The 26,288-nt window shown below is 52.5% G+C and carries 37 protein-coding genes; 5 read left to right on the forward strand and 32 right to left on the reverse strand.

The annotated features are described in order from the left end of the window. Positions 1-36: 36 nt before the first annotated feature. The 3 genes from DI14_RS06285 to galU are packed head-to-tail and all read right to left on the reverse strand — an operon-like array spanning position 37 to position 3,476. On the reverse strand, positions 37-1,368 hold the full coding sequence (locus tag DI14_RS06285; RefSeq protein WP_034806705.1) for a glycosyltransferase: 1,332 nt from the start codon (positions 1,366-1,368) through the stop codon (positions 37-39). Further along, positions 1,365-2,573 carry a glycosyltransferase family 4 protein gene (locus tag DI14_RS06290; protein WP_034806848.1) on the reverse strand — a complete coding sequence of 403 codons (1,209 nt, stop codon included), beginning with the start codon at positions 2,571-2,573 and terminating at the stop codon, positions 1,365-1,367. The genes DI14_RS06285 and DI14_RS06290 overlap by 4 nt, the downstream gene beginning before the upstream one ends. A 21-nt stretch (positions 2,574-2,594) precedes the next feature. Then, positions 2,595-3,476 (reverse strand): UTP--glucose-1-phosphate uridylyltransferase GalU, encoded by an 882-nt coding sequence (gene galU / locus DI14_RS06295; protein WP_034806708.1) that lies wholly within the window; start codon positions 3,474-3,476, stop codon positions 2,595-2,597. Between the two features lie 1,368 nt (positions 3,477-4,844). On the opposite strand from galU, the gene DI14_RS15430 reads away from it, so the two are divergent. From DI14_RS15430 to DI14_RS15435, 5 genes are read left to right on the forward strand one after another with little or no spacing between them, the layout of a single operon-like run. After that, positions 4,845-5,006 carry a hypothetical protein gene (locus tag DI14_RS15430; protein WP_160165638.1) on the forward strand — a complete coding sequence of 54 codons (162 nt, stop codon included), beginning with the start codon at positions 4,845-4,847 and terminating at the stop codon, positions 5,004-5,006. A gap of 43 nt (positions 5,007-5,049) precedes the next feature. After that, positions 5,050-5,322, forward strand: coding sequence for a hypothetical protein (locus DI14_RS06305; RefSeq protein WP_034806713.1), 273 nt, complete (start codon positions 5,050-5,052; stop codon positions 5,320-5,322). Then, positions 5,319-5,594, forward strand: coding sequence for a hypothetical protein (locus DI14_RS06310; RefSeq protein WP_034806716.1), 276 nt, complete (start codon positions 5,319-5,321; stop codon positions 5,592-5,594). Before DI14_RS06305 ends, DI14_RS06310 begins: the two co-directional genes overlap by 4 nt. 55 nt (positions 5,595-5,649) lie before the next feature. Beyond that, a complete protein-coding gene (locus tag DI14_RS06315; protein ID WP_034806718.1) occupies positions 5,650-5,895 on the forward strand; it encodes a hypothetical protein in 246 nt (81 codons plus the stop codon). A gap of 35 nt (positions 5,896-5,930) precedes the next feature. Continuing rightward, on the forward strand, positions 5,931-6,095 hold the full coding sequence (locus DI14_RS15435; protein ID WP_160165639.1) for a hypothetical protein: 165 nt from the start codon (positions 5,931-5,933) through the stop codon (positions 6,093-6,095). Positions 6,096-6,133: 38 nt separating this feature from the next. On the opposite strand, the gene DI14_RS15000 is transcribed toward DI14_RS15435, so the two are convergent. From DI14_RS15000 to DI14_RS06445, 29 genes are all read right to left on the reverse strand, one after another. Continuing rightward, the gene (locus DI14_RS15000; protein ID WP_051622607.1) at positions 6,134-7,042 is read right to left on the reverse strand and encodes an N-acetylmuramoyl-L-alanine amidase family protein; all 909 of its coding nucleotides are present in this window, start codon (positions 7,040-7,042) and stop codon (positions 6,134-6,136) included. Further along, a complete protein-coding gene (locus DI14_RS06325; protein ID WP_034806720.1) occupies positions 7,039-7,314 on the reverse strand; it encodes an SPP1 phage holin family protein in 276 nt (91 codons plus the stop codon). The genes DI14_RS15000 and DI14_RS06325 overlap by 4 nt, the downstream gene beginning before the upstream one ends. A gap of 12 nt (positions 7,315-7,326) precedes the next feature. Continuing rightward, positions 7,327-7,707 carry a hypothetical protein gene (locus tag DI14_RS06330; protein WP_034806723.1) on the reverse strand — a complete coding sequence of 127 codons (381 nt, stop codon included), beginning with the start codon at positions 7,705-7,707 and terminating at the stop codon, positions 7,327-7,329. Between the two features lie 267 nt (positions 7,708-7,974). Further along, on the reverse strand, positions 7,975-8,625 hold the full coding sequence (locus DI14_RS06335; RefSeq protein WP_160165640.1) for a GDSL-type esterase/lipase family protein: 651 nt from the start codon (positions 8,623-8,625) through the stop codon (positions 7,975-7,977). Between the two features lie 127 nt (positions 8,626-8,752). Then, on the reverse strand, positions 8,753-11,158 hold the full coding sequence (locus DI14_RS06340) for an SGNH/GDSL hydrolase family protein (protein WP_034806729.1): 2,406 nt from the start codon (positions 11,156-11,158) through the stop codon (positions 8,753-8,755). After that, positions 11,155-11,463 (reverse strand): hypothetical protein, encoded by a 309-nt coding sequence (locus tag DI14_RS06345; RefSeq protein WP_034806732.1) that lies wholly within the window; start codon positions 11,461-11,463, stop codon positions 11,155-11,157. The genes DI14_RS06340 and DI14_RS06345 overlap by 4 nt, the downstream gene beginning before the upstream one ends. Continuing rightward, positions 11,460-12,062, reverse strand: coding sequence for a hypothetical protein (locus DI14_RS15005; RefSeq protein WP_051622611.1), 603 nt, complete (start codon positions 12,060-12,062; stop codon positions 11,460-11,462). Before DI14_RS15005 ends, DI14_RS06345 begins: the two co-directional genes overlap by 4 nt. After that, on the reverse strand, positions 12,059-13,243 hold the full coding sequence (locus DI14_RS06355; protein ID WP_034806735.1) for a baseplate J/gp47 family protein: 1,185 nt from the start codon (positions 13,241-13,243) through the stop codon (positions 12,059-12,061). Before DI14_RS06355 ends, DI14_RS15005 begins: the two co-directional genes overlap by 4 nt. Beyond that, a complete protein-coding gene (locus DI14_RS06360) occupies positions 13,233-13,595 on the reverse strand; it encodes a hypothetical protein (RefSeq protein WP_034806738.1) in 363 nt (120 codons plus the stop codon). Before DI14_RS06360 ends, DI14_RS06355 begins: the two co-directional genes overlap by 11 nt. Continuing rightward, entirely contained in the window at positions 13,592-14,047 is a 456-nt protein-coding gene (locus tag DI14_RS06365) for a hypothetical protein (protein ID WP_034806741.1), read from the reverse strand. The genes DI14_RS06360 and DI14_RS06365 overlap by 4 nt, the downstream gene beginning before the upstream one ends. Continuing rightward, complete coding sequence (locus DI14_RS06370; protein ID WP_034806744.1) at positions 14,047-14,907, reverse strand: hypothetical protein; 861 nt, start codon at positions 14,905-14,907, stop codon at positions 14,047-14,049. The genes DI14_RS06365 and DI14_RS06370 overlap by 1 nt, the downstream gene beginning before the upstream one ends. Next, a complete protein-coding gene (locus tag DI14_RS06375; protein WP_034806746.1) occupies positions 14,900-15,262 on the reverse strand; it encodes a hypothetical protein in 363 nt (120 codons plus the stop codon). Before DI14_RS06375 ends, DI14_RS06370 begins: the two co-directional genes overlap by 8 nt. A 10-nt stretch (positions 15,263-15,272) precedes the next feature. Beyond that, a complete protein-coding gene (locus DI14_RS06380; RefSeq protein WP_034806748.1) occupies positions 15,273-15,854 on the reverse strand; it encodes a phage baseplate protein in 582 nt (193 codons plus the stop codon). Then, positions 15,854-18,181, reverse strand: coding sequence for a phage tail tape measure protein (locus tag DI14_RS15010; RefSeq protein ID WP_051622613.1), 2,328 nt, complete (start codon positions 18,179-18,181; stop codon positions 15,854-15,856). The genes DI14_RS06380 and DI14_RS15010 overlap by 1 nt, the downstream gene beginning before the upstream one ends. A gap of 4 nt (positions 18,182-18,185) precedes the next feature. Beyond that, a complete protein-coding gene (locus tag DI14_RS15675; protein ID WP_255344263.1) occupies positions 18,186-18,320 on the reverse strand; it encodes a hypothetical protein in 135 nt (44 codons plus the stop codon). Positions 18,321-18,378: 58 nt separating this feature from the next. After that, on the reverse strand, positions 18,379-18,648 hold the full coding sequence (locus tag DI14_RS06390; protein ID WP_034806750.1) for a hypothetical protein: 270 nt from the start codon (positions 18,646-18,648) through the stop codon (positions 18,379-18,381). Positions 18,649-18,713: 65 nt separating this feature from the next. Continuing rightward, a complete protein-coding gene (locus DI14_RS06395; protein ID WP_034806752.1) occupies positions 18,714-19,121 on the reverse strand; it encodes a hypothetical protein in 408 nt (135 codons plus the stop codon). A 13-nt stretch (positions 19,122-19,134) separates the two neighbouring features. Beyond that, positions 19,135-20,127, reverse strand: a complete 993-nt coding sequence (locus tag DI14_RS06400; RefSeq protein ID WP_034806754.1) for a DUF3383 family protein — start codon at positions 20,125-20,127, stop codon at positions 19,135-19,137. A 14-nt stretch (positions 20,128-20,141) separates the two neighbouring features. Beyond that, positions 20,142-20,606 carry a hypothetical protein gene (locus DI14_RS06405; RefSeq protein WP_051622615.1) on the reverse strand — a complete coding sequence of 155 codons (465 nt, stop codon included), beginning with the start codon at positions 20,604-20,606 and terminating at the stop codon, positions 20,142-20,144. Then, a complete protein-coding gene (locus DI14_RS06410; protein ID WP_034806755.1) occupies positions 20,603-20,965 on the reverse strand; it encodes a hypothetical protein in 363 nt (120 codons plus the stop codon). Before DI14_RS06410 ends, DI14_RS06405 begins: the two co-directional genes overlap by 4 nt. A 12-nt stretch (positions 20,966-20,977) precedes the next feature. Further along, positions 20,978-21,472, reverse strand: a complete 495-nt coding sequence (locus tag DI14_RS06415) for a hypothetical protein (RefSeq protein WP_235193415.1) — start codon at positions 21,470-21,472, stop codon at positions 20,978-20,980. A gap of 106 nt (positions 21,473-21,578) precedes the next feature. Beyond that, complete coding sequence (locus DI14_RS06420) at positions 21,579-21,962, reverse strand: phage head-tail connector protein (protein ID WP_051622617.1); 384 nt, start codon at positions 21,960-21,962, stop codon at positions 21,579-21,581. Beyond that, a complete protein-coding gene (locus DI14_RS15440; RefSeq protein WP_160165641.1) occupies positions 21,959-22,111 on the reverse strand; it encodes a hypothetical protein in 153 nt (50 codons plus the stop codon). The genes DI14_RS06420 and DI14_RS15440 overlap by 4 nt, the downstream gene beginning before the upstream one ends. A gap of 36 nt (positions 22,112-22,147) precedes the next feature. Continuing rightward, entirely contained in the window at positions 22,148-22,963 is an 816-nt protein-coding gene (locus DI14_RS06425) for a N4-gp56 family major capsid protein (protein WP_034806758.1), read from the reverse strand. A 26-nt stretch (positions 22,964-22,989) separates the two neighbouring features. After that, complete coding sequence (locus DI14_RS06430; RefSeq protein WP_034806760.1) at positions 22,990-23,577, reverse strand: DUF4355 domain-containing protein; 588 nt, start codon at positions 23,575-23,577, stop codon at positions 22,990-22,992. 72 nt (positions 23,578-23,649) lie between these two features. Continuing rightward, the gene (locus tag DI14_RS15445) at positions 23,650-23,802 is read right to left on the reverse strand and encodes a hypothetical protein (protein ID WP_160165642.1); all 153 of its coding nucleotides are present in this window, start codon (positions 23,800-23,802) and stop codon (positions 23,650-23,652) included. Positions 23,803-23,834: 32 nt separating this feature from the next. Beyond that, entirely contained in the window at positions 23,835-24,047 is a 213-nt protein-coding gene (locus tag DI14_RS06435; protein ID WP_034806762.1) for a hypothetical protein, read from the reverse strand. Position 24,048: 1 nt separating this feature from the next. Next, the gene (locus DI14_RS15015; protein WP_051622619.1) at positions 24,049-24,960 is read right to left on the reverse strand and encodes a phage minor head protein; all 912 of its coding nucleotides are present in this window, start codon (positions 24,958-24,960) and stop codon (positions 24,049-24,051) included. Continuing rightward, the gene (locus DI14_RS06445; protein WP_051622621.1) at positions 24,957-26,288 is read right to left on the reverse strand and encodes a phage portal protein; all 1,332 of its coding nucleotides are present in this window, start codon (positions 26,286-26,288) and stop codon (positions 24,957-24,959) included. Before DI14_RS06445 ends, DI14_RS15015 begins: the two co-directional genes overlap by 4 nt.

The following is a 26,288-nucleotide window of genomic DNA, read 5'->3' on the forward strand; positions in this document are numbered from 1 at the left end:
TAAAAAAAGACCGCGGCCAAAACCGCAGTCTTCTCGTTATGCTGGTTTTGGCGCACCGTCTTTCATAATCGGCAACTTGCGGTCTGCGACGTTTGCGTAGACGTCCAAGAGTGCCTCTTTTTCCAAATCCCAGTTATATTGTTCACGCGCCGTCTTCGTGTTCGCTTTGACGCGTGCGTAGAGCGCTTCATCTTCGAGCAGGCGGTTGACACCGTCCGCGATCGACTGCGGGTCGTGCGAGTCGACGACGACCCCGACATCGTTCCCGGCGACGACCCGTTCGATTTCAGGGAAATCGCACGAGACGACCGGCACTTCGGCCATCAAATATTCGAACAACTTGTTCGACGAGGCCGAATAATGGTTGAAACAGACGTTATTCAACACTTGGAAGCCGAGATACGCGTTCATCGTATAATACGGTAACACCTCGACCGGTACTTTGTCAATCATCTTGACGCGGTCCGCCACGCCTTCGTCCTCAATCATCTGCTTGATTGTCGGCTTCAGTCTCCCGTCCCCGATCATGACGAGCGTCCCTTCCTTGAAATCTTTCGCCGCGAGGATGAGTTGCTCGAGACCGCGACCGGCTTGGATACCGCCTTGGTACAACAAGATTTTCTCATCGCTTGGCAAGCCGAGCAACGCGTGCAAGTCTTTCCGGAGCGAGAAGTCGAGCGGACGATAGAACGGATAGTTGTGGAGCACGTACGGATAGAAACCGTAAAGCGTCTCGTTATGCGCCGCGCGCGTATGGTTCTCGACCATCATCGTGTCGACGTACGGCAGGAGCCAGCCTTCGAGGTTACTTTGGATGTAGCCGTAACCGGTCCGGTCCGTCTGGACTTCGTGCGAGTCGTAGACGATCTTCCCTTTGTTGACGAGCTTCCCGGCGATCAACGCTTGCGGGAGCGTGTTCAAGTCGTTGGCATGATAGAAGTCATACGACTTCTTCGTCGAGGCGAACACCATCTCGAGCATCGCGCTCAAGTTGACGATGTTTTTCCGGACCGGTGGGAGCAGAATCGCGCCTGCCGCGGCACCGAGGCCGAGCATCGTGAACGGCGCGAGGACGAACAGTCCGGCTCCGATGAGTCCGGCTCCGATTTTACGCGTCGTCTTCTGTGTGACCCACGTCCGGGCCGATTTGAGCGCCTTCATCCCGTTGACGAGAATCGACGGTTGGCGCTTCACGCGGATGACACGGAATCCTTCCGGACGCATCTCTTCAGCCGGGAGCTCTTTATTCTTCGGGTCTTGGAGGGCAATCAAATCGACCTCGTAGCCCGCCTCGGCGAGCGCCGAGCATTCGCGAAGGACGCGGGCGTCATTCGTAAAATGGTTCCATACAAACATACATACCTTCATCGTGTTTCCTCCATCGTTACTTTTTCTATCACGTCTTCGAGGACGTGTATGTTGTTTTCCCAACACAGATTGTCTTTCACATAACGGACGCCGTTTCGGCCGTACTTCTCGCGCAAGTCGGGACGTTCGAGCAGTTTCCGGAGCATGAGCTCGATCTCGTTAATGTCACGCTTCCGTGACACGTAACCGACCTCCGCCGCTTCGATGACATTCGCCGCATGGCCTGACACCGCCGCGACGATCGGTTTGCCGACCGCCATATAATCGATCAGTTTGCCCGGGATGACCGTATCGAACACTTCTTGCTCGATCAAGCTGACGAACGCGACGTCCGCATTTTTAATCGCCTGGAACGCCTCCGTCCGTGGCATCGCTTCGAGGAACAGGAAGTTTTTGAAGCCGCGAGCCTTAATCGTCTCCTTCAACTCGTTCTTCCGGTAGCCGTAGCCGATCAATTTGAAATGGACTCGCGGCTCGTCACGGAACCGCTCCGCGAGCTCGAGCAAGAGCGACACGTCTTGGGCGAGGCCCATGTTTCCGGCGTATAGAATCTCCATACGGTCGTCCTCGGGGACGGTCCGCTCGAGGTTGCGCTCGCTCTCGCGAATCGAGTTCGGCATGTAGTGCATGCGCTCGTTGTCGACGCCACGTTGGCGCAAATAGCTACGGAACCCTTCCGAGTTGATGATGATTTCATCGGCCGCCTTATACAACCGCTTCTCAAACCAAAACGCCGGGGCGAGCATCCAGTCGTGTTTGAACACGCCGACGCCTTTCACCGACTCCGGCCAGAGGTCACGGACGTCCAAGATGAACGGGACGCCATACTTCCGTTTCGCATACACACCGACGAACGCCATAAAAAAAGACGGGGTCGTCGCAAAGACGACATCCGGTTTCGAGTCGAGCTTTTGGACGGCAGCGACGCCTTTAATCATCTGTTCCAAAAACAAAGCGAGCCGGCTCACCATGTTCGACGTATGTTTGCGCTTCTTCGTGATGAGCCGCTTGATGAACGGCTGATTGTTGAGCGCGTGATCGTTCCAGAACCGGTCGTCTTGATACAAGTTGAAGTTCGGATACGACGGCGCGGCCGTGATGACCTCGACGTCGTAGCCACGTTCTTTCATGAGATGCGTAATATTTTGCATCCGGTTGCCAGCACTGCCGATCTCCGGATAATAGTTTTGACAGACCATTAACATTGTTTTCAAAAGTAACACACCTTACTGTTGTTCGAGTTCGTCCACGAAACGCTTCAAGAGCGTGTGGACGTTAGGTTTCAATTCCGGGTCGCACAAGGCGTGGGCGATCGTCGCCTCGATGAAGCCGATCGGTTCCCCGACGTCATAGCGACGGCCCTCAAATTCATAGGCGTACACCGTCTTCGCCTCGTTCAATCGGGCGATGGCGTCCGTCAGTTGAATCTCGCCCCCGGCACCGACTTCTTGGGCCGCGAGCGTCTCGAAGACGTCCGGCGTCAAGATGTAGCGACCGAGGATGGCGAGGTTCGAAGGGGCCTCCTCGACCGGCGGTTTCTCAACGAACGTCCGGACCGGGATCAGCTTCCCTTCGACGGCAAGCGGGTCAATTATACCATATCGTTTCGTCATTTCATACGGGACGCGCTGCACGCCGATGATGGCACGTTCGTGGCGTTCGTATTGCTCAATCAACTGCTGTGTCGCCGGTACGTCCGACTCGATGATGTCGTCCCCGAGCAGGACGGCGAACGGCTCGTCGCCGATGAACTTCCGGGCACACCAAATCGCATGGCCGAGTCCCTTCGGCTCTTGTTGGCGTATGTAGTGGATGTTCGCGAGGTTCGACGAGTGACGGACCGACTCGAGGAGCTCCGTCTTCCCTTTCGCTTCCAAGTTTTGTTCGAGTTCGATGGCGCGGTCGAAATGGTCCTCGATGGCGCGCTTGTTCTTCCCGGTTACGATGATGATGTCCTCGATGCCCGAGGCGACCGCTTCCTCCACGATGAATTGGATCGTCGGCTTGTTGACGATGGGGAGCATCTCTTTTGGCATCGCCTTCGTCGCCGGCAAGAAACGGGTGCCGAGCCCCGCGGCCGGGATGATGGCTTTCCGTACACGTGTCATAAGCATTCGCTCCTTTATTCGTTATGTAGAGAGTATACCCAAAATTTGTTCAAACCGACACAAATGAGAGGTCATGACAAGGAAATCATGACCTCTCTAATTTAAATTAGTATTAAAGAAGATATATAAAGTTTAGACTATACTCTTTGAAGTGATATTTTTGTCTTCCTCACCCATTGTATTAGATTGGTTATTAGCTTTCGTTTTTACAATTTGAATCAGAGTATCTACAGCTACAAATGTAACGAAAACTTCTTTTATAACATTAAAATTTTCCAATGATTGTCCAAAAATTTCAGTCATGTTATTAAAGGTTGAATAATTATATATTGCATAAATTAGAATCATTATGGAGTAGGCGTATATTCGGATAAGTCTTTTAGTCATAGCAACGGTCAATATTTTTTCTTTGAATACGTCTACTTCAAAAAGGTTGAAAGAGTAATGCATAATTTTATCGCCATAATATGCGTATAAAAGAACAGTTAACACGTTGAGAAAATACAATAGCCCGTCGCTCTGCAGAAAATCGATGTCAAAATACTCACCTACTAATTTTGAAAAGAGTGTTGGGGAAAGATAAAATAAGAAAAATGTTAGAACTGGCAAAAGAAATGAAGTTAAGTGATTTATGTAAAATACTAATATGACAGGCTTACATAACAAGTTCACTACTTTTTCCATAGCTGATATGGAATAGATTTGGTTCAACGCATTTAATAATAAAACTACAAAAAAGTATATGAAGAAAATTAGGATTGTTTTTTCAAATATACCTGATGAATTATTTAAGAAATCAAATAAAAAATAATTAAAACCATAAATATAATAAAAGATATATAATCCATTTTATTTTTTGACACTTTTAAATGCACACCTCCTATTTTAATTTTCAACTTATTCTTTATCTTATTCAATACAACCATTGTTCCAATAACTGTACTAGAATCTACCTCTTAACTTCAACAAATTTACAACCGTAAAGTTTAAATACTTAAATAAACTTTTAATTTCTTATATCGTAAATAATTATTTTGGAGACATCCTTATCACTCCAGGATAACGTCTCATCGTCTGATGGACGTCACCTCTCCTCACAACAAAAAACAGGCCCGCCACAAGGCGGACCTGAAAATAATCAATTATTTTTTGAGGTTGTAGGGAACGTGTAGGAGTGGTCGGGATGGGCATGAACAAAACGCGGTACCGTTGAAATCACCTTACGAAACAACAAGGATAATGAGGGATGAAAACGTGCAATCCGATGTGCAATGTGCAATAAGTGTGCAATTTTCGAAAGTTTCCCTTCCTTATATAGGGGGTAAAATACTTATGTCGGTCGGCTAGTCAACTAGATAGGAGGTATCTATGAAAATCGCGGTCATCGGTGGGACCCAAGCAGCGATCAAGGGCACGGCGGAAGAAATTCAGGAATTATTACGAAAGTTGAGAGCGGAAACGGTGGAATCCAACGGTTCTGTGACCAAATATGTGAGCCACAAGGAGAATCGATTGAACGTGGCGAAGTGAGCTCTCGACAGAGGGCTTTTTATTATGTATAGGGGGAATCATCATGTGGACCATCATCGACAAACAAATCGTGCCGGGCCATTTCTGGGGCGAGTACAAGGCAACGCGACAATTATATGCCTCCTTCGGGGAGACGGACGTCTTTCTAAGAGGCCCTCACGATCCGCTCGTGGTGCTGACACCGCTCGATGAGCATACATATCAACTCACGGCCGTCGGCTTCGACCCGTCCCATCACGAGGATATGTGGCAAATGGACCGCGGGGACAAGAAAGTCTCGCTTCAAGCATTTCTCGAGCATGAGGGTGTACTATGAGGCCGCGTGTTAAACCGGTGCGGCGTGCGAGCGTGGAGGAGTTGCTGTGGATCCAAGGGCGACTGGTGTCCGCACTCGAGACGAAGGACGTCATCTTTAGCGTCCAGAAACTGTTGAAGGAGCGCGTCCTGCTACACGTATCGCATGAAGGGAATCGGTACGCCGTGTACCTCAACTTTCGGACGGGCCGGTTCTCGACGCCAAAAGATTTAAAAAACAAAATTATTTTACATAAAAGTGTTTACAAAGTTATCGTTTATGGTAATATATAAGTAACAAGAGATAACAAAGTTATCACTTAACCCAAACTCAAAGGAGACGATACACATGGCAACTTACACAATCAACTACCACACAGGCGTGACAGAGGAATTTGAGGGCACACTCGAAGGAGCGAAGCAGTCGGCACTCGAAGGTATCAGCTACACGCAAGAACACGTCAGCATCGAGCAGGACGGCGAGCAAGTGACCATCGCACGTTGGGTCGGTGTCGAAGCGGACGAGGACGACGAAGTGTTGGTCCACGTCGGCGACGGCTTTTACCAGAACTGGAGCGACGAGTTGGGGGAGTAATCCCCCCGCTCGTTGGGATCAAGGAATTCGCGGAGTTGCTCGGCTGGGACAAGGCCCGGCTCTCCACGAAGTACAATCGACAACGGACGGGGGCAAACGTGCGGCCCCTCTTGCCGGAACCGGTGCAGGTGTTGGCGGCGACGCCAATCTGGACACTAAGGCAAGCACAAGCGTATAAACGCCTCGTAGACGGCAAATAAAAAAAGGCCCCACTCGATTGAGTGGGGCTTCGTCGTGGTTATACGTCTTCGATACGGATGTTCTTCGCCTTGCCGTCCAATGCCTCAGAGACGCCGCGGAGGACACTGTCTTGTTGGCTGAACGCGCCGACCTGTTTGCCGTCGACGATGACGCGTTTGAGGGACGGCTTCACGTCCGGTGGTTCCGCCCTCGGTGGCTCAGACTTTTTTACGGGCACATAGTCGAAGTTCGCGCCCGATTGCGATGGGAGCCACTCGCCCGAGAAGAGTTGATACCATCCGTTCTTGACGGCATAGACGTGACGGGTCTGCCCCTTTCGGACGACTTGACCGGTCTGCGTGCCCCATTCGGGACGAGCATAGGCAGGGACGTCCTGCTTCGTGATGAGTGAGCCGATCTTGACGGCGCTTGCCGGTGGCTTGACGACTTGCGGTACGATTGGTTTCGGGTTCTTCAATTCCTCGTAGCGTTCAGCAATCGCTCGTTTAAAGGCAGCGCCTCGTTTTTCGTCCAAGATGCGGTGCGGGCAGTTCTTGCCGCTCCATTCTTGGTGATACTTCACGGCGGAAGGTGGCAATCCCAATTGGACCAACACGTGTGCGGTGTATTCAATCGCATTTGCCTCCGCCTCCTCGTAACGTTTCCCGCCCGACTTCGAGTAACAAATCTCAATCCCGATTGATTCACGGTTACCTTTCCCTTCGAGCCCGTCGCCAGCATGCCACGCGTTACGGTTGAACGGGATGAGTTCGACGACCTCAACATCATCGACGGCGACGTGGAAGCCGGTCTCCTTCGGGTTGCTCAACATGAAATTGGCTTCGTTCTTCGCTGGTGCATCGTTCCACGTGTTGTGGATCGTGACGTATTTCGGGGTCATCGCATACGGCGCTTTCAGAGGATATTTGCTTTTCGGCAGCCATTGTTGGCGGATATCATAACTCATTCATCTCCCTCCTTCGCTACCGTGATTTCTTCTTTGACACGTTTCACTTGGTCATACAGGAGTTGCGCTTCTTGCGCCTCTTTTGTCACGTTGTTGTTTTTGTACCAGACATAAAGCGTCCCGACCGCTCCGATGACCGTGTTCACGGCGGCTGTGACCTCTTCGTCCGAAAAGGGCATGGGATTGTAGCCGAGCGAGAGCAAGAATGCGTTTAAGAGCGCGTAGAACGGGACGACGAGCCGGGCGAAAGCGGCGATGCGTTGGTTATCCATTGATATTCCTCCTTATTGAAAGAGCCTGACGATTTCTTGGAATCCGAGGGATCCGGCGAGAATGGTACCCGTCGCGGCGAATAGGCCGACCATGATTTCTTTGAAAATTTGCAACTTTGTCTTGCGAAGTTCGTCGCCTCGTTCGGCCGCCGCTTGGTCATACGCTTCCATCTTCTCGATGTGCGACCAGAGTCGGTCGGTGACCTTCGACATCTCTTCGCGCGACTTCGACCCTTCGGCCTGCACCGTGTTCTTCAACTCGGAAAATTGAAGGTTCATGCCATCGACTTTTGCCGTGAGCAAATCAATCTTGTGGTCGCGCTGTAAGGCATCCATTTTGAGTTGCGTAATCTCGACACTGTGCTGCTGTACCGTCTCATGTAAGCGATCCATTTCTGTGTTCACCTCCACTCTGATACCTCCCTCATCATTTACCGCAGCTGTTTAGACCTAGTTCATCCAAACGTCGCTTGACGCCAGTGCGATATGCAGTAGGGACGTCCGACAGGCAGATTGATGTGAAGCGTACGCGCATGTACCAGTAGTATTCCATTGATAATTGACCCCTTTGGCTGTGTTTTTAGTGTGTGCGGGTAAAAGAAAAGCGCCCCAAGAGGAGCGCTTGTTTTATGGCGTATAATCATCCGACTGCGTTATAGATTAGTTTATATAAAATTTAATCATCTCTTTCCATTTGGCGTACCCCTCACCATTCAAGTGGATGCCGTCTAATGTGAAATTTTTGTTTAGTTGACCGTTTTCCGAGAAGCCATCGTGCAAATCAATATACTTATAGTCGAATTCAGCAGCAAGTCGTTTTATAACCACATTAAGGTCATTAACAGCACCGTTATCAATCGCTTCGCCATAAATATCACTATTAACGTGTAGAACACTCTGAACATAAACCTGCGTTTGTGGCGAATTTGTTTTTATGGCGGTAAGTATACCTCTGTAATCATCGCTGATTTCAGACAGCTCCCGTTTTGCGTATAAATCATTTATCCCGATCATCAGAAACACTTTTTTTGGACTTTTTTCTGCCACGCTTTTAATCCGGTTCAGAACACCTTCTGACGTATCACTGTTGATACCACGATTGTATATCTTTACTTCTGGGAACATTTCTCCAAAGAGCCCTCTTTGTGTGATGCTGTCGCCAACAAAAACAACTCCATCCGCAGATGTTGATATTGGTTTAAACAAACTCATTCTTTCTGTGTAATATGGATTATCGAAATAATCCTGCTCTTCATTTTTTATTTTTGATAGGACGTACTTACCTCCTGTACCAAACAAGCCAATACTCAAAACTGCCGCCATTATTATGTTTAAACCGAGTGATAAAAAAGTATTTTTTTCACAATTAAACCCTCCAAAACGTTCTTATTCTATACATATAATAACATTTTTAGAGGGTATTTGGTCATATTACATGCTAAGCTATACTGATTTGGAATTTTGAAGGTCGAGACGTATCGCCACCCCAAGTCAAAATCAATTCTTTCGAAGTCCAATCAACGTTGATGGCGGCCAACGTCCGCTCCGTCGGGCTCGCGGTAATGTTGATGCGGTTTGGCGCACTGACAAACCTAGATGACGTGTTAAGACCCATAACGAACGTATACGTTAAAATACTATGTTGCGTGTTATAGATGGTCAGTTTCAGCGGGGTGTCGTTCCACGTCATACCGAGTTGTGGTTGCGAGTAATCAATGTTCAACAACTTTTTCAAATCATCTAATTTCACTCTCGTCTCGGTTACGGAGGGTTGGCTTGCTTGATAGGTAGGGTAAAACACGCCGTCATAAAAACTTGATTCCAACGTCGTTTTGTTTGTCACCAATAAGCTTTTAAGAATATCAAAGTGGGTGAACTCGATGCCATGAAGATATAGGTTCTTAGACCCGGTGTTGATATTCTTGATTTTTAGGGTGTGCCACCCTTTTGTTGCGATTTGCAAAGAGATCGCGTCGGCTCCGGCTAACGATGACTTGTTGATGGTTTTCCACGCGCCAGTCAAATCTTTCGAAACAGTTGGTGGCATGACTTTTTGTGCATTCGTTCGTCCCACCGCCGTCGCAATGCTCGTTTTGGCTTGCTCGATTCCAAAGTCAAGTTCGAACGATGCTGTCAAGTCTCCGCTGATCTGGAAGTATGGTAAGACGATTAAGTCGTCCGTATCCGCATAAAATGAATAGATTACTTCTCCACCTTGTGAAAGGTTAGCCACCCATCCGTCAGTTTCTACCGTCGTCGTCTCCGATGGGACAGGCGTTCCGCCGGCGACTTCTAAGTTCGCGCTTGTGATTGTGTAAATGTTATCGCGTTGTAAACTCGTCAAAAGTTTCGAACCGATGGTCATCTTGAGCGGCGCATAAACGTTCGGACTCAATACCGCAGCCGCGATTCGTGTTCCGAGAATGTTATACCCCTTGCCATTAAGGTGTACGGTGTCCGTGTAAATGCTACGGTCGTAGTTTCGCAACATCTCATCCCCGTCAAGTACAGGCAGGTCAAATTTTTCCGCAAAGGCATCCAATGCTTTGCGGAAAGTGCTGATATCTAGTCCAACGTTACCTGACGCAATGATTTTGGTTGGAGATAGCAACAAAACGGCGCTCCCTTGCAAAATTGTCTTTATGACCAATTGTTCGTACCAGTAAAAATAAGCACTCAAGTCTCCGTTGATGTTGGAGTAACTTTGCGCGTCGTTGATGCCGTAGTCGATGATCGTCAGGTCTGCGTTACTTTTACTTTTCCAACGGTTAAAACCATCTTGCACCGAATCACCGCTATATCCGCGGTTTTCGACAGTAGTTGACGGGTTCACTACTGAAAGTCGTGATAATAACGCTTCGGGGTAAGTGACGCTTGCTCTTGTCTGCGTGTGGACCACATTATCTACATTAGTTGATGTGTCGGCAGGACGTTTGTCTGCGCTTACCGTGTCGTGGCCATATGTCAAACTATCGCCTTGCGCCACAATTTTGACAGCTTCTTTCCGTCGGAACTTCTTCATGAAATTCCCGTATAGAACGATTTGTCTCTGTCTGATGTGTTCAAGATCAATTTTTTGATTAGCGACGTATGATGTGCCTAGAATGTTAACTGCTAATTGTACTGTCGCAATATCCGCCAACTGCGACGTAAGGCGAGTGTCGAGCGCATTGATTGCGTTCGGGTCCATCGTCTGGATGAGCACCCATGCCGTCCCGTCGTAACGGTAGACGTTGCCCGTGTCTTTCGTTTGCCGCGTGTCGCGTGTTTGAGGGCTTTCGAGCGCATTGAGCGCCGTCAAGTTGTTCACCGGTTCCTTCCAGTTGAGGTTGGCCGTGAGCGCGCCCGTTGCAGCATCGTTCGCTTCGTCTGCCGCTTCGTTTGCTGCGAGCGTTGCCGCCTCAGCTGCCTGCACTTGTTCGATAAGGTCCTCAGACAACGCTTGAGACGCGCTGAAATAGACCGCCTCGACGACCGTTCCGACCTCCAATCCTTCCGAGAGCGTGAACCGCGTCGGGCTCGTCTCTGTAAAGTCGATTCCAGAGCGCTGTTTGATCCCTGAGATATAGACGTCGATGCGTCCTTGGTCGACGAGGTATGCTTTCGTCAAGTTAAAGACCGTCTGCCCCGCTGTCGCCGCGAACGTCTCCGAGCGTCGTGTCACGTTGGCTCGTAGCTTCTCGAACAGGTCGGCGTTCACCGGCGTGCCTTCTTCGATGATCTGCGCAGGATTTTCAATCCATGTCGGAATCAGGTCGACAATTCCTGGTGAGACTTGGACCTGTCGGAACCTGTTGGGATGCTCAACAATATGGTCCTTAAATTCGATATTGTAGTCCATCATTCAGACCCTACCTCCTCGATGACAAATTCAAAACGGGTATAGACGTTACGGGTCGTCGGCTTCGTGAGCGGAGCGTTCCGCTCGAGCATGACGGACCCATTTTTGTGGATGATTTGTAATTTGGTCAATGTGCGGATCCCCGTCGGAATGCGCGCCCAGATAAAGACCATGTTTGCATTGCGCTCGACCTTATAAATTGGCACGTCGATCGTTCCCTCGCCCTGCACATGGAGACGGGCGAAATCCGGCATGTCGGCAAAGAATTGTTGAATCTCGTCCATCGTGGACGGTGTAATGAGTATCATCCTTGAATCACCCCTGTCAGATTTTGATTACTAGCTGTATATAAACCGAGCATGACGCTGCGGGTTTGGATGTCTGTGATGTCCGACTTGAATTGAAGGCGTGAGCGCGGCTGATAGACCTCGATATAGAGGCGGACGCCGACCGCCATGACCCGTTTCAACAATTGAAAGTTGAGGTTCAAGCCCTCGTTCATGGTGCTCTCGACGACCATGACAAGGCCGGCCGGCTCATAATCATAGCGGTCGATATTCCACGTCTCTGCGATGGAGAGGACATCCTGGCCGTAGAGCGCCCGAGCCATCGAGATGACAGTGTTGAGGTCGCCTTTTGACAGGTTCGCCCGAAGCGCCACCTTGAGCGCCTCCCGATATTGCTCATCGTTCTGTCCGAGGCGCGGTTCCCCGACGTTCTTACCGATTTCATCAAGCGACCAACCGTACGCGTCGTCGATGATACGGGCCGACTCGATGGCAGCAAACACTTCATGCAAGCGATCAAACTGTTCCGCGACTAATGTGATGTATTTGTTGATGTTCGAGCCTTCCGTCTTTTTGTAGACGTCCGTGAGGAGACGGATCATGTCCTGCTTGATACTCATGATACCGTCACCTTCAATGCGTCTGTTTTGGCGACCTGGCGGCTACTGATGGCGATGTTGCTTGTCCCTGTCGGTGCCGGCGTAGTGCCGAGCTTGACGACGACATCTTCAATTCCATCGACCTGGTGGGCGGCTGCCACGATACGAGTGAGGATCACATCATCACCTAACCCAAGCCCCAGGTATCCATTGCCATCCGCATCCGTCCCGCCGATGTATTTAACGATGTTCGTCTCGACTTTGGCATAACCATCGGCCGGGAAAAACTCGTTCGTCACGAGCGTCACATCGACGTACACCTCAACCGTCTCCGGGCGGTCGAACCCGATGATGTGCGCCCCACCCATCGAGTCGGCGATGACCGTCTCAATTTCTCCAAAGGCACGGATGCCCGCCGGTTTGGTGTCGTAGATTGTCTGTGCGATGGCTGAATCGGTGCCGCCGAAGACGAATGTCGCGAATGATTTTGGCGGGACGCCGTTTAATTCGGTCATCGTATCATTTTCTTCGATGAGCACCGTCTGAACCCCCGGGAGGTCGAGCACGGATGCCCGTAATGCCTCGAGTGTCGACGCCCCACCTTGTGCGAGTGACTGGTCGTAACGAGCCCGGAAATCTTCGTCGGTCTCGTAGTTACGGCCGTTGAGCGCCGGGTTGCCGTTGGTCACGCTCGTGACGCCTGTGATCGGTGTCGTGATTACCGTCAACATGCCAGACCCGACGTTCCCGGAGATGCCTGGCTGATCGGCCGACGCTTCCACATCCACCGTGCCGCCCGTTCCGATTGCGACGTCATATGTCGTCTCGAACAGGATCCCGCTCTCGGTCTGTACGAGAAAACCGGCAGGCACTTCCGTCCCTGAGTCTCCGGTAATTGTGAGTGTGACATAGGCATATTGTTCACTCTGGCGTGTGATGCCGATGTTGTTGCCCAGACGGTCGAGCGAGACGCCGTCCGCCTTTGATACGAATGCCGAGTTGTAGACGTTCTCTGCGACTTCCCATAGTTTCGCGAAAAACCACCCGAACAGACCGTTGAGAATACCGAGGACTCCTTTATCGGACGTGTTGACGTCATCCCCGAACAACTCCTTAGCCCGGTTGTCCATGTCGCCCCGAACCTCTGAATAGTTCGGTCGTTTAAAACCAACTTCGGTGACGCCCTTGTTGTTATCCGCCATTCAAAGCCACCTCCTCTAATGCGATTGTATCCCCGTCCGACTTGAGCGCCACGAAACTGACGAGCAAGGTACGGGTCGATTTATTTAAAGCGAGATCGATCGTCTCTACGGATTCGATTTGTGGATGTGATGTGATGACGTCGATCAAGGCGGTTCGGATCGCTTCCTCATTGGTCGGCTTCGATTCGAACGGTTCTCGGTCGAGACCCATGTCGACGTCCAGGAACCACTCTCCCTTTGCCGTTTCCAATTCTGTCCGTAGCGTCTGGGCCAGTTCTGCGTCTCCGTCAACAAGCAGCACATCTCCCTTCGAAAGTAGAAAATCACCATCTTTCAGCAGTAGGTTCTTCATGTGAGCTGATACCCCCCTATAATGACCGCGTCGACGAGGCTGTGCGTGCGGTGCGAGTCTGGGTCAAATGGTTTGTTTTGTAGATTGTCGAGCGCCCGATCCGCAAAGGCGACGAACACGATGTCGTTCGGTTTGAAAGATGGAATCATGACGAACGGTTCGCGTGACGAAAGGGTTGCATTCGCCCCATTCACGTTCGTGCCATCCGCTAATAGACCGCTTATATTGACACCGCTTGACGCCAGCTCGTAACGCATACCAAGCACCGGCACTTTTTCGATAGGCGGGTATGATTCCGCGTTGCCATCCCGGTCGACCGACTTGAACAACAATTCAATGACCGCCTCCTGTTTGGCCTTGTCATACGAGAGGATGCGGGCAGGTGCGAACGTATGAATGGATAGTTTGATATGACGGGCGAACCCGTCGAAGAATCTTGTCTCTTTCGCCATCAGACCACCTCAAATTCTGTGTGGAAGTTGTTTCCGTCCGCGACGTGGCGACCCTTCCTCGCACGATACTTCCCATTTGCTGTTCGTGACTTGATTCGGATAGCTGAACCCGTCGTGATGCGATGTTGGAGCAGACAAGAACCTTTATAACCGCGTATCCCGTCCTCTTCAAATGGTTCCGGGCTACCGATCATTCCGGTTTCGTCGGACAGTTCGAACCGCTCGTCCGTCCCTTCGTTGAGCGGACGAATGACAAGCTTTCCGCGCCGATGGTACATCACGGACCCGCAATCCCGAATGACCTCCTCTAAATTGTTGAGCACCAGCCCCGTGACGACGTAGCCCTTCTTGTATTCTTTGTTCTTCTTGAGTTTTGGGGGAGCCGCCAACTTGATACCAAGCACCGAAATCAATTTCTTCACGATGACATCCGCCTTTGTGCCTGGTTTGAAGGTGATCTGTAGCTTTTGCTTCTTCCCTTTTGCCGCCGGATCAGCGGACGAGGCGTTCACTTTGATACGAGAAAAGTCCTCGCCTTCCAAAACATAGATTGATGTGATTTTGTCAACGCCATCACGCCGCGTCAGAACTCGCGACACTTTACCGGAAGCGATGACCCCGACGTCGCCTCGATAGCCCGCCTCGAGCGTGCAGGATACGCCACGTTTGATTTTAGAGACACTATCTTTCGATAGGTTTAATATTTCAATCTTCGTCTCGTTCGGTTTCGGGTCGTCGTCGAACGGCACCTCGAATCGAATCTCAAGGCCCTCGTCTCCTTCGTTTGTAAAGGTCCCTTTATAGGAACCGGTGTCGATTTTGACGCGCTTTATTCGACCAAACAGCATCTTGTTACTCATCGGCGTCCACTTCCTCTGGTGGTCCGTCATCGACGTATAAGAACACCGTCTCCCCAAAGTTGTCGAAGGAGATGCGACGTTCCTGACCACCTAGGTCGAGTGGGACGAGTGTAGGTGCCGGCAATTCCTTCATGACGAGGTCTTTCCAAAGCGGTGCGCCTAGCGACATCTTCTCGCCGAGCACAACGGGTACTTCATTCCCCTCGTCGTCTGATTTGTAGATGTCGACAGTAAAAAAATCACCCGTCTCGTTATAATCAAAGCCGAGAATGAAGGTCTCAACCCCAAGTACGACGTCGAAAGAGACCGGAAGTCCCTCTTTGTCCACGTCGATGATGTCATATACACTTCTCATTTCGACCACCTCATTTCACTCGTAGCTTTACGTTGATTGGTATGGATCTGTCCGGGTACTTATTCCATGTTCGCAATTGTTGGATGGATGAGCCGTAGCGTTTCGAAAGTCCCCAGTATGTGTCGCCTGGCTTCACCGTATGATAGGTAGCGGGGGATGGTCGCGTCTTCTTCTGCGTTGGTTTCTTCTCCCCGCCTTTAGTCGGTGGTTTGACCGACGGTTTTTTCTTTGGCGGGGCTTTGACCCATGGACTTTTGGCGATTCGGACCTTTCGGAGCACGACACTAACCGCCACACCATTCATGATTTCCGCTGTGTAATCCCGAGAGATATCGAGAATCACGACGTTATCGACCGCCGAACGACCGACATATTTGACGAGTTTTCCGATGCGTTGATAGCCTTTCAGCTTTTCCATACGGGTCTTGTGGTCTTCCCCAATCAGATAGACCGAGAGGGACACGATATCCGGTTTCTTTTCAATATGGTCGGTGAATGGTTCACCTTGCTCAACACCGTACTCGGTGGCGTTGACGGATGACTGTAGATTTTCTTTCTCGACGTGAATGATTACGTCTCCTAGTTTTGCCATTAGTACGCCACCTCCGTGTCATAGAGTTCTGTGAGACGGGAGAACATATCCTCGAGCACGTCGGAGATGTCCTGTGTTTGCCCATTATTGCCACCCTGTACCGTGATGTGTGGAGAGAAGGTGATGCTCCGGCTCGTTTGCGTCCGTGAGTTGTTGACGCTCTGCTCCGGCGTGTAAGACGCCGCTCCCGCAATATTCTCAGACGACTCAGACACCATTGGAATGTTCTTCTCCATCCCGATTGCCATCCCCTCACTCGTCCACGCCCCGATTTCCATCATGACGCGAGACGGAGAAGCAACGCCGAGGAATCCGGCCACCGTGTCTTTGATACCCGTCGCAATCTCTTGGGCTTTCTTCAACACGCTCTCGCCCATGTCCGCAATCCCGTTCAAGAGACCGCTCATGATGTCCGAGCCGATGCTGTACAGGTCGATTCCGCCTAGGAATTCGGTGACGTTGTTCCAGATGTTCTGGAAGGTCTCATACACCGTATTTAGAACCGTCGTGACGATTTCGAGAATCGCATTGAGCGCCGCATCGATGACGGTCGTCCATAACGTGCGCCCGGCTTGGACAATCCCGGCCACGGCATCAAACGCCGCTGACCAGTTGCCAGTGAACACGGCCGCGAAGAAGGTAATGATGCCAGTGATGACGGCAATCGCGCCTTGGATGAGCGCCGTGATGAGTGACCACGCCAACTGCACGATGGTGGTGGCGATGGACCAAATCCCTTGGAAAATCGGAAGCCATGTCTGGAACAGCATAACGAGGTAGTTGGTGATATTTTGAGCGGCCGCCATAATCATGACGCCGTTCGTCTGCCACCACGCGAGCAATTGCGTACCGATACCTTGGAAGAACGTGACGACGGCCGTGAGCGCTGCCGTGAGCTGTACTTGAAGCGCCGACCACAACGTCATGACGGCGTTTCGGAACATCTCGGACTTCGCCCAGAGGACACCAAACGCGACACCGAGCGCCGCGATTCCTGCGATGGTCAAGGTGATTGGAGAAGTGAGAACTGCCAAAGCTGTCGAAAGGATAGCTGCGACGCCGCCCATTGTAGCGATTGCGGTGACGACCCCGCCTGCTGCCATGAGTAAGACACCGAGCCCTGCAATCAATAAGAAGACGACGGCGGTAAGGGCCGCCCCGATTGCAATCGTGCTCTGTATGCTCGGCGGCAACGAGTTGAACGCGCCGACGAGATTTCCGACGACACCCGCTACGACAATGAGCGCCGGAGCCAATGCGCTACCGATTGAGATTTGAGCGGTCTCGATGGACCCCTTCATCTCATCAACCGCACCCTTCAAGTTGTCTTTCATGGCAGTAGCCGCCTTATCCGACGCCCCTGCGCTATTCTCGAGCGACTTGGTGAATTTGTCGATTTCTGTCGGACCCGCTGCCATCAAGGCAAGGAAACCGGATGATGCTTCCGTCCCGACGAGACTCGCGAGGGTCGCTGTCTTCTGGGCGTCGGTCATACCTTCCATGGACACACCTAGGCTTTCGATGACACCGGACAACCCGATAAACTTGCCGTTGGCGTCTGTCATTTCGATGCCCATCGCTTGCATCATCTTCGAGTTTTCTTCAGACGGATTGAGGAGGGCCAAGAGTCCTGCGCGTAAAGCGGTACCGGCAGATGATCCATCTAATCCTGCGTTGGTCATGATCCCGATGCTCGCCGATAATTCTTCCATCGAGACGCCAAGGTTTGCCGCGACGGGTCCTGCATACTTGAGCGCATAACCCATGTCATTGATATCCGCCGCCGAGCGGTTTGCTGTCTCGGCTAAGATGTCCGCGACGCGTGCGGCTTCTGTTGCCTCTAAACCGAAGATGTTGATGGCTGATGCCATTGTCTCGGCTGTGAGTGCCATGTCCGCACCTGATGCCTCGGCCGCACTGATAACACCAGGCATCGCACCCAAGATGTCGTCGACTGTAAACCCAAGTGCGGCGAGTCCCTCCTGTGCCACGGCGACTTCGCTCGCTGATTTCGATGTGCTCGCCCCCAAATCAAGAGCGGAGTCCCGTAAGGTGTCGAGTTCACTACTTGTCGCACCAGCAATCGCACCTGTCCGCGACATTTGGGCATCGAAATCCATCGCCGTATTGACGGCAACACCAAGACCGGCGACAATCGCACCGCCCGCCACACCAAATCCAGCTGCCATCATCTGACCGGCTTGCGTGAGACTTGCGCCCATGTTTTGGGCATTGCCTGTAATGTCGTCAATCTCGCGGTTCAAATTGCGGAGCGGGTCGGCGTCCGCCATGATGTCGATAATGACTTCCGTGTCACGTAACGCCATGCTGTCACCCCTTTTTCTTCCTAGATTTCTTCTGCGCCTTGTTCTCAGCTTCTCGATAGATATCGAGAGCGGCGTTGGCTTCCATCATCGTGTCCGTGTCCATTGCCATCGCTTCGGAATAGGTGAACTTCTCAGACATGACGAGACGCCAGAGCGCCCATTGCGAGTGCGCCTGCTTGCGGTAATAGGCTTTGGGCTTAGGCTTTTCCGTTAAGAAAGAGTGACGCCTCTTTAATCAATTCGTTAAAGTCGGATGCCCCCAAGTCTTCAGCCGTCTCCCAAGTCACTTTCGGTTGGACGATGACGTGCTTCATGAGTTCTTCGTAATACTTCTCCTCATCAAGTTGCCCTGTGTGGTCTTTCGCGCGACCGCGTAGTTTGATGGCTTCACGGACACCCGGATGTTGTAACGTAAATTCTTTCTCACCGATCGTGACGTTCTTCTGTTGATTTTGGTTTGCTGACATGTGCAAAAGCTCCTTTTTCGTTGGAATATAAAGAATGGCGGCCTTGCGACCGCCTTTGGTTGCCATTATTGACCGCCGACCGTGTAGTCGAAGACTTGGAACTCGAACTCGCGTTCAGAAATCTCGTCCGAGAACTCGACGTCTGCCGGCTTCTTGACCATGGCGCGGGTGCCGCCGACTTTCTCGGCGTTCTCCCCGTTCGACTGTGCCCAGACCGCAACTTCTTTCCCGCTGTTTGCGAGTGAGTTGAGGTACAGGACGTCCGGTGAGCCTTGCATGAGCATGACCGTGATGGTACCGAGCGAGTTGTTTCGTTTCGCGACGCCAACATCTCCTTGAGCGGAGACTTTCGTGTCGAAGTTGTCCTCGTCTTTCTCGGCCTCGACCATCGACCCTTCGGCAAAGCCCGTGATAAAGCGCCCGTCGACGACAAGCGTCACGAGTGCGGCGTCATATGTGTACGTGTTAGCCATGTGTGGACCTCCCTTAGATTAGAATCTCGCCTTTGATCGGGTCGACGCGATGAATCGCCCCAGCCAATGCGAATTGGAATGATAGACCCTTGTAGACACGTGCCGCTCGGTCCTGTGCGCTCGATTGGTCGCGTGTGAGCGCTTGAATCGTGTAGTCCGGTTGCCCGTCCTCACGTTGCGCGATGATGCCTTGACCGAACGCCCGTTGAAGCGTCGTCGTCGCGGATGCCTCGATAAGCGAGATGCCCCGTGCGTCATACGGCACTTTCGGTGCGTTCTGGAGCGCGTTCTGCACCTCGTTCTCCATGTCCACCTTGACGAAGTCTTGCCCGTGAAGCGCGTCGATGTATTCACCGGCCGCGTCGATGCCATCTGAGAGTTGCGCTTTACCCGCTTTAAAGACGTAGGCGATCGCGTTATCTTCTTCGATGAGCGTCAACTGGTCTTCCGTGAGATAACGGGCCGTGATGCCGGCGAATCCACCTTTGAACTTCCATGTGATGCTACCGACTTCGAGTGAGCCGAGCGCACCGACTGCTGCCGCATCCAGATGCTCCCCGACGACGTTGTGGTCGAAGATGATGGTACGAAGCTTGCCAGCGAGGGCTTCACGCCCGGCGTTGTCCGATACCTGCGCGGCGAAGAACTTGAAGTCTTTACCTGCAACGAGTGTCGCCACATCGAGTTGATCCGCTGCCAAGTCGTTGGCCAAGAGTACGAAGTGCCACGCTCGGTTATAGTGCTGTTCCAACGCAATCGCAGGTTCACCCGCTTCATACGTAGCGACCGCGACTTTAGCTGGGCGGTCTTGTTGTGCGAAGATAGCTTGCGCTTTCTTGTATGCGTCCGTCGTATTGGCGAAATCAGCCGCCAACAATGTGAGGGATGCATACTCTTTATACGTGCTCGCACCTACCTTCTCCGCAAGGATGAGTGGTGTGCCCAATCCGATACGCGGCGCCGGTTGTGCGACGTCGATTTGTACGACGACATCTTGTAATGGCATGTGAGTGCCTCCTTTTAGTTGATGGTGTTTATGTCAACCGTCTCGATTGCGTCGAGCGGTCGTGTCGAACTGACGTGCGTCCGTAATCGGACGTCGAAGCCGTAACGCCGCTCCGTGTCGATCGTGAGGAACGTGTCGCGGTTCGTGAAGCCGTCGATACGGACGACTGTTAGCCCGGCATCACCGAGCGTCTGGCGTCCCCCGATAGCTTTGAGCAATTGCACGGACTGTTGGGCCAGTGTCATCGCTTCGATATTGCTCTTGGAGTGCCATGTGAGCGATACGACGAATTCGACCACCTCGTCCATCGCGTCCCCGATGTAGTCCGTCCGCTGTGGCAGATACGGACTAGGCACCGAGTACGTGCAGAATGGATAGGCGGGCTGTGTCGCGCTTTGGTTCTCTAAGACAATAACTTTGCCTGTTCCTTGTTTGAGATGTCCTGTGAGCGCTGTGAGCGCCGCAGTGTAATCAATCATGGCGTCACCTCGTCAAAGTTCGACATGCTCTTCAGTAGATAGGCGTCAAAGTCGGCATAGTCCCCGTGGTTGGTCCACGACTCGACTTTGTAGCGATGCCCCTTGTACACGACCGTGCTACCTTCCGGGATGATGTCACCCGTCTTATACAGTTGTCTGTCACGCTGCGTAAGACGTCCGCCCGATTGGTAGACCGCTCGAGCAGGGAGTGGCACAAGTGCGCCGGTCAGTTCGGTTTCCGTTGGGACACCGTCCACCCATTCGCCCAAGTCGTCATAGTAGCCCGATGAAGACGAGACGAGCGTGAACGGGACGGCATAGCGATTAATCAAACGTTTGAATCCATAATGCTGTGGCATGACGCCCCTCCTTTACTCGACTTCGTAATCAATGGAGCCGATGAGATTCCCTGAGTCGACGAGCGGGTTACTTGAACCTTTCTGCTCGACGGTGAACGGGCTGTTCGGCGGGTTCGATAGGTCACGGGCAAACTCTTGCATCTTGCCTTTCGCCTCGAGTCCGAGCGCATCGAGCAACGCATCGGCTGGGACGCCGTTCTCGATGGCCTTGCCGATCAGTTCTTTATACTTCGTGATGATCTTCCGCTCGTTCTGGTCCCATCCCGCCCGAATGAACGAACGTTCTGGGATGCGGATATGTGTGGTCGTTTTTTTGAGGTACAACCCTTGTGACGCCAAATAGCCGCGCATCCGTGGCGAGACGGGAATGTTCGCCCCGAACTCGTGGACAGCCGCGATCATGGCAGCCTGCCCCCCGCCGAGCACACCGACTCGTATCTTGCGCTTGTTCAGCCCATCGACGGTACGAATCGCTTCAGGCAATCGGTTCCGGTCACGTACTTTCACACGCGCTCTCATAACTTCACCGGTTTCCCCGTTAGGATGCGTACCTTCTGAATGTTCTCGTCATAGACTTCGAGTTTGCCGTCTCCGACTTCTCGTTTCACCGCCATCAGACGCCACCACCTTGCGTATGGGCATAGCGAGCGGCACGGAACGGGCTAGGTGGTCGATGATACGCCCCCCATAAATCAAATACGTCCGCATAGAGCGCCTGTTGGCTGGTGTTAGTCACGAACGTCTGCGACATGCCACCGACGGACTCGGCTTGCACACCGACGGAGCGTCCGTTCAAATCGCGCTTGATTTGCACGAATCGGACGATGCCTTCCTCGATACTCGCAGGGAGCACGAGCGGTTCTGCCGTCCAGTCGAAACGATTCGCGTATTCCACCGCTTTCTCCATCGCGGACTCAAGATAGAGTTGCAGGATGGCGTCCTCTGACGTGTCGAGCGGGTCGATGCCGAGGTACACTTTCAGTTCAGCGAGTGTCATGCGTCCTCACCGTCCTTTTTCGTGGCACGTTTCTTGGCTGGCGCTTTCGTTTTCTCGTTTGACTTGTCTTCCTGTTCGAACAATTCCTTGGCGCTCAGTGACTTCCCTGGCGCTTCACCACGCCAGCGGCGGATTGCTGTCATTCCCATGCGTCCCACCTCCTTCTAAACGACAAAACCACCCGCTTATGCGAGTGGCTTGTGTGTGATCTTGACGAGTTTCGAGTCGTCCTTGACGTATGCCCCGTAGTGCTCGTCCCCTGTGATGATCGTCGACTTGTGCACGATGTCGCGGTCTGACTCGACTTCGACGTCTCGTTTCATCAAAAGCCCGAACGCACCCTGTTTGACGAGGAATGCTTCGCCGTCTGCGAGTTTACGCGAGAGAACGACCTGTGCACCGAGGTATTGACCGACTTGACCAGTGATGAGGATGCCGTCCTTGATTGTTGTGTTATCGAACAATGGATCACGACGGAGAGCCGCGTGTCCTTTTGGCGACACCATGAGTACGACCGATGTGCCGAACTCTTCCTCGTTGAACGCAACGAGCGCTTCATCAACCGCTGCACCGAGCTCAGTCGTTGCATTCCCTGCAACAAGCGCCGTCACCGCACGAGCGGCAGCCAAGATGTCGTTGTCAATCTTGTCCGCGATGGAGAGGCGGAGTTGGTTGTTCGCTTCTCCTACCGGATCACCGTATCCCGACAAGACCGCTTCGTCCGAGATTTCAACCCCTTTACCAGCCTTCTTGATTGTGACTTGAGCAGTCGTCGTCGACATGCGCTCGATTGGAATTGCCCCGTATTCCGCTACGTCAACCGCTGGACCGATGTAGGCGAACTTCGGAGTCGTCACCGTGTTCCCCGGACGTCCTACCAAAGTGTTGTCCACCTCTGCGAGTGGTGCGAACTTGATTGCCGCCGGAAGCGACGCTGAAATCATCTGTGCCATTACCTCAGGTACGACGAGGTCTTGCACACGTGTTTGTCCTAATGCCATGTAAAAACACTCCTTCTATTTTGGGTTTAGTTGCCCGCGCTCAACGTGTTGTAAAGCGCAGGGTCGTTCTTGTACAGCTCGACACGCTGTTGATACGTCATCTTCTCGAAGTCTTGCGCTGTGACTGCCCCGCCTGTCCCTTTGGCGACCGTGCGCCCCTTGTTTTTGAATGCGGCGTCCACTGCCTTCTGGACCTCTGAGTCGAATGTCGTCTTGAGCGTCTCGATCTTGCTAGTGGTGACCTCTTCCGAGTCGCTGGTCACAAACTCGAGGAACGTGAGCGGCATCTCGGCTTTATTGAGCGCGTCTACCGCGAAGAGTTTGTTTTCTCGTTCGAGTAAGTCGCGTTCTTTCTGTGTGATTTCGTTCCGCGCGTCCTCTAACGCCTGTGCTTGTTTCTCGGCCTCGGTCATGTTGGACGTCTTGATCGTCTGTAATTCTTGCTCTTTCGTTTTCAACTTCTTGCCATACTCATTGCGGACACGGTCAAGTTCCTTGTCCTTCTCAGCGAGTGCAGCGGCAATCATCTCTTGGACTGCTTCTTGCGTGAGTGCGTTCGGTGTCTCCGTATTCGTCTCCACCGTTCCGACTGTCTCATTCGTGTTGTTTTCCATGTGTATGCTCCTTTTCGCGTTCCGCTCGCCACCCCGTCATGCGTTGTGAGGATACGACCCGCAAGTTTATTGTCACTTACCTACTTTGAACTTAAACTCAAACTTCTCCATTGCTTCCAACGCCTTCTGCAACTCTTTCAGCGCTTTCTCAGCGTTAGCCGCTACCTTCTTCCATTCACGGGCGTTCTCTAGTTCTACGTTCACTTTAATATCCTTGCTCGCCATTATCGTCCCCTCCATTCTTTGCGCTCGCGTAATCAATCTTCCGTAAACGCTTTCTTCATCTGAGCGTCAGCGGCACCGACGAGGAAGAACAAGTCCTTGTTCGTCATGTCACTGTGGTCCATATACACCTTCTCACCGTCGTCCCAGATGATGACGACGCTCTGAGCGGTCTTGATGTGTCCCTCGACGAATGACTTGATGATTTGCGTCGGGGTATCTTGTTTCGGGTTACCAGGTCGCTTCATGTCACTCCGCCTTCCATGCTTCGTAATCTCTTAGCAACGCCTGTTCGTTGTCCGCAATACTTAACTCACGGATGCCCTCGACCTCGTATGAAGCGAAGCACCGGCAACGGATGTCATTCTGGGGCGTGCCACTACTGCCCGGGTATTGCGCGGTGATGCCGAACCCGAGGTCAAACGGCTCTTTCAAGCCACGTTCTTGCCCTTGCAACGTACGATGGTTCGCTTTGTTCGAGCGACGGACCCGTTCATCCCCGACGTTGTTCCATCGTTTCTTCATGACGATGCCTTGACGCAGTGCGTCCTGCGCCTTGTCGTTCGTCCCTTTCTCACGAATGCGATGCACTTCCGTCTCCGTGATCGCGACGGCTCGGTTGTAATCCATCTCGAACACCCGTTGAACGGACGCCGCAGTCTGCTGAAACGTCGCCCCGTCGGTCAATCCCTGTTGAATCGCTTGCTGGATGCCTTTCGTCACCTTGTCCCGCGACTTCTCGAGCGACTGATTGAGCCGTAACTTCTCGATGCCGTTCTCGTCATTCAGAGCCAACAGTTCCGGCAACCCCGGCGACTTGCCTTCAAGCGTCCGTTCCACCGCCATGTCGAGCGCATAGGCGAGCATGCCATATGACAACTCGTAGGATTCGTCGAGTAGCTTGCTGATGACCGTTCGGTTGTACTTACCTAGCCGGAGCGCCGAAGCCGTCAGACGTTGTTCTAAGCGTTGCAGGCGACGCACCGTCCGAACGTCCTGCATCGACAGCTTGCCGTCCGCTAAACGCGAAAAGATGGCGCCGAGCTCACTTGTGATGTCTCGCGCCACTTTCTCGTATTCACGCCGGATGTTCCGCAGTGCGTCCTTTTCTTTTCGGGTGAGCGCTTCGTACAACAGGTCGAAGAATTGAACCCACGTCATAGCGGCTCATCCACCAGTGCGGAGTCGAGCGGTTGCGTCCCCGCCATCTCCTCTTCGAAATCCACCACCATCTGAGCAGGGTTGTGGTCGCCGCTGAGTAACGCGAACCGGTACTCGTTCGGTACACGTCCTTGGAGTGCCGCTTGCACTTGTGCCTCATACAGATGGTCGACAGGTAAGTTGCGTGTGAACTTCATGCCAATCTTGTACGGATCAATCTCAATCCGCTTCAAGCGGTAGTAATCGGCGAGCACTTCCCACATCCGGACAGTCGCTGACTTGAACTTGCGCTCGAACGTCGCGGTCTTGTTCTCGAGCGCCGTCATCTTCAATCGGATGGCGATACCTGAGGACTGCGAAGCGAACCCTTCGCTCGTGAGGTCGGGCGTCCCGCTCAGTCGATAGATGTTCTCATGCAGACGGTTCAAGTGATTCTCGACCGCTGCGTCTTGGATGACCTTGGTGACGAACTTGGCGTCCTGTCCTTCGCCGAGATAGAGCGTCCCAGCCGTGGCGAACGATTCTTCCTCTTCCCCTTCCGCTGGTGGCAAGACGCCGTAGAGCGCAAGGTAAGCGGAGCGGAATGCTTCAATCTCACTGTTGACATCAGACAACGTCCGGTCATAGGCGTCGATGACGTCGAGCACCTTGACTGCATCCCCGAGCAATTCCTCGTTGTTCATGAAGCCGAACAGCGGACACTTCTCGAATCCGTGTTCCTGCACACCATCGAGCGGCTTGAGCGACTTCGCATCCTCGCCTTCGAACGTGGCGTAGGAAAACCCGTCATAGAACTCGGCTCGCACTTTCGGTTTGTCCGCTGTCTCAAACGTGTAGTAGCGGAGCGCATATTCAGGCTCGTCGATTCCGAGGTCGCCAAGGAAGATGACCTCCCACGGTGGCACGTTGACCGCTCGTGGTTCACCATCCAAGTCGAGATAGAGCAGCCGTGCCCCATATCCGGTGATGGCTGCCCACTTCGTCACCTCGGCGTCAAGATCGGCCACGCGGTTGCGGTTGATGAACGCTTGCATGGCGTCGTTGACGATGGGCGTGTCGTCCTCGTAGTTGTAGGTGACCGGCACCCCAGCGAAAAACCCGACTTTCGTGTCGACGATTTCGCCCATGAAGTCGTTCGCAATCTTGTTGTTGACCTTCATCGGGTCATCCAAGTCTCGCGACTGGATTGGCACGTTCTTTTGCATGTACCGCTCGTAGAGTCGTTTCATCTCAACGGCGCGGCCCTCATGTTTCTCGATGAGTCGCTTGATGATGTCGATCGTGATGCCGTCCTTTCGGATGGCGTCTAACTCGTATTGGTAGTCCAC

This window comes from Exiguobacterium sp. AB2, assembly GCF_000696055.1.
Taxonomy (GTDB): domain Bacteria; phylum Bacillota; class Bacilli; order Exiguobacteriales; family Exiguobacteriaceae; genus Exiguobacterium; species Exiguobacterium alkaliphilum.

What these genes read in the sequence shown, in the direction of transcription:
- DI14_RS06285 (WP_034806705.1), bottom strand. Translation starts at nt 1,368, where the DNA reads ATGAAGGTATGTATGTTTGTATGGAACCATTTTACGAATGACGCCCGC.
- DI14_RS06290 (WP_034806848.1), bottom strand. Translation starts at nt 2,573, where the DNA reads ATGTTAATGGTCTGTCAAAACTATTATCCGGAGATCGGCAGTGCTGGC.
- galU (WP_034806708.1), bottom strand. Translation starts at nt 3,476, where the DNA reads ATGACACGTGTACGGAAAGCCATCATCCCGGCCGCGGGGCTCGGCACC.
- DI14_RS15430 (WP_160165638.1), top strand. Translation starts at nt 4,845, where the DNA reads ATGAAAATCGCGGTCATCGGTGGGACCCAAGCAGCGATCAAGGGCACG.
- DI14_RS06305 (WP_034806713.1), top strand. Translation starts at nt 5,050, where the DNA reads ATGTGGACCATCATCGACAAACAAATCGTGCCGGGCCATTTCTGGGGC.
- DI14_RS06310 (WP_034806716.1), top strand. Translation starts at nt 5,319, where the DNA reads ATGAGGCCGCGTGTTAAACCGGTGCGGCGTGCGAGCGTGGAGGAGTTG.
- DI14_RS06315 (WP_034806718.1), top strand. Translation starts at nt 5,650, where the DNA reads ATGGCAACTTACACAATCAACTACCACACAGGCGTGACAGAGGAATTT.
- DI14_RS15000 (WP_051622607.1), bottom strand. Translation starts at nt 7,042, where the DNA reads ATGAGTTATGATATCCGCCAACAATGGCTGCCGAAAAGCAAATATCCT.
- DI14_RS06325 (WP_034806720.1), bottom strand. Translation starts at nt 7,314, where the DNA reads ATGGATAACCAACGCATCGCCGCTTTCGCCCGGCTCGTCGTCCCGTTC.
- DI14_RS06330 (WP_034806723.1), bottom strand. Translation starts at nt 7,707, where the DNA reads ATGGATCGCTTACATGAGACGGTACAGCAGCACAGTGTCGAGATTACG.
- DI14_RS06340 (WP_034806729.1), bottom strand. Translation starts at nt 11,158, where the DNA reads ATGATGGACTACAATATCGAATTTAAGGACCATATTGTTGAGCATCCC.
- DI14_RS06345 (WP_034806732.1), bottom strand. Translation starts at nt 11,463, where the DNA reads ATGATACTCATTACACCGTCCACGATGGACGAGATTCAACAATTCTTT.
- DI14_RS15005 (WP_051622611.1), bottom strand. Translation starts at nt 12,062, where the DNA reads ATGAGTATCAAGCAGGACATGATCCGTCTCCTCACGGACGTCTACAAA.
- DI14_RS06355 (WP_034806735.1), bottom strand. Translation starts at nt 13,243, where the DNA reads ATGGCGGATAACAACAAGGGCGTCACCGAAGTTGGTTTTAAACGACCG.
- DI14_RS06360 (WP_034806738.1), bottom strand. Translation starts at nt 13,595, where the DNA reads ATGAAGAACCTACTGCTGAAAGATGGTGATTTTCTACTTTCGAAGGGA.
- DI14_RS06365 (WP_034806741.1), bottom strand. Translation starts at nt 14,047, where the DNA reads ATGGCGAAAGAGACAAGATTCTTCGACGGGTTCGCCCGTCATATCAAA.
- DI14_RS06370 (WP_034806744.1), bottom strand. Translation starts at nt 14,907, where the DNA reads ATGAGTAACAAGATGCTGTTTGGTCGAATAAAGCGCGTCAAAATCGAC.
- DI14_RS06375 (WP_034806746.1), bottom strand. Translation starts at nt 15,262, where the DNA reads ATGAGAAGTGTATATGACATCATCGACGTGGACAAAGAGGGACTTCCG.
- DI14_RS06380 (WP_034806748.1), bottom strand. Translation starts at nt 15,854, where the DNA reads ATGGCAAAACTAGGAGACGTAATCATTCACGTCGAGAAAGAAAATCTA.
- DI14_RS15010 (WP_051622613.1), bottom strand. Translation starts at nt 18,181, where the DNA reads ATGGCGTTACGTGACACGGAAGTCATTATCGACATCATGGCGGACGCC.
- DI14_RS15675 (WP_255344263.1), bottom strand. Translation starts at nt 18,320, where the DNA reads ATGTCTGAGAAGTTCACCTATTCCGAAGCGATGGCAATGGACACGGAC.
- DI14_RS06390 (WP_034806750.1), bottom strand. Translation starts at nt 18,648, where the DNA reads ATGTCAGCAAACCAAAATCAACAGAAGAACGTCACGATCGGTGAGAAA.
- DI14_RS06395 (WP_034806752.1), bottom strand. Translation starts at nt 19,121, where the DNA reads ATGGCTAACACGTACACATATGACGCCGCACTCGTGACGCTTGTCGTC.
- DI14_RS06400 (WP_034806754.1), bottom strand. Translation starts at nt 20,127, where the DNA reads ATGCCATTACAAGATGTCGTCGTACAAATCGACGTCGCACAACCGGCG.
- DI14_RS06405 (WP_051622615.1), bottom strand. Translation starts at nt 20,606, where the DNA reads ATGATTGATTACACTGCGGCGCTCACAGCGCTCACAGGACATCTCAAA.
- DI14_RS06410 (WP_034806755.1), bottom strand. Translation starts at nt 20,965, where the DNA reads ATGCCACAGCATTATGGATTCAAACGTTTGATTAATCGCTATGCCGTC.
- DI14_RS06420 (WP_051622617.1), bottom strand. Translation starts at nt 21,962, where the DNA reads ATGACACTCGCTGAACTGAAAGTGTACCTCGGCATCGACCCGCTCGAC.
- DI14_RS15440 (WP_160165641.1), bottom strand. Translation starts at nt 22,111, where the DNA reads ATGGGAATGACAGCAATCCGCCGCTGGCGTGGTGAAGCGCCAGGGAAG.
- DI14_RS06425 (WP_034806758.1), bottom strand. Translation starts at nt 22,963, where the DNA reads ATGGCATTAGGACAAACACGTGTGCAAGACCTCGTCGTACCTGAGGTA.
- DI14_RS06430 (WP_034806760.1), bottom strand. Translation starts at nt 23,577, where the DNA reads ATGGAAAACAACACGAATGAGACAGTCGGAACGGTGGAGACGAATACG.
- DI14_RS15445 (WP_160165642.1), bottom strand. Translation starts at nt 23,802, where the DNA reads ATGGCGAGCAAGGATATTAAAGTGAACGTAGAACTAGAGAACGCCCGT.
- DI14_RS06435 (WP_034806762.1), bottom strand. Translation starts at nt 24,047, where the DNA reads ATGAAGCGACCTGGTAACCCGAAACAAGATACCCCGACGCAAATCATC.
- DI14_RS15015 (WP_051622619.1), bottom strand. Translation starts at nt 24,960, where the DNA reads ATGACGTGGGTTCAATTCTTCGACCTGTTGTACGAAGCGCTCACCCGA.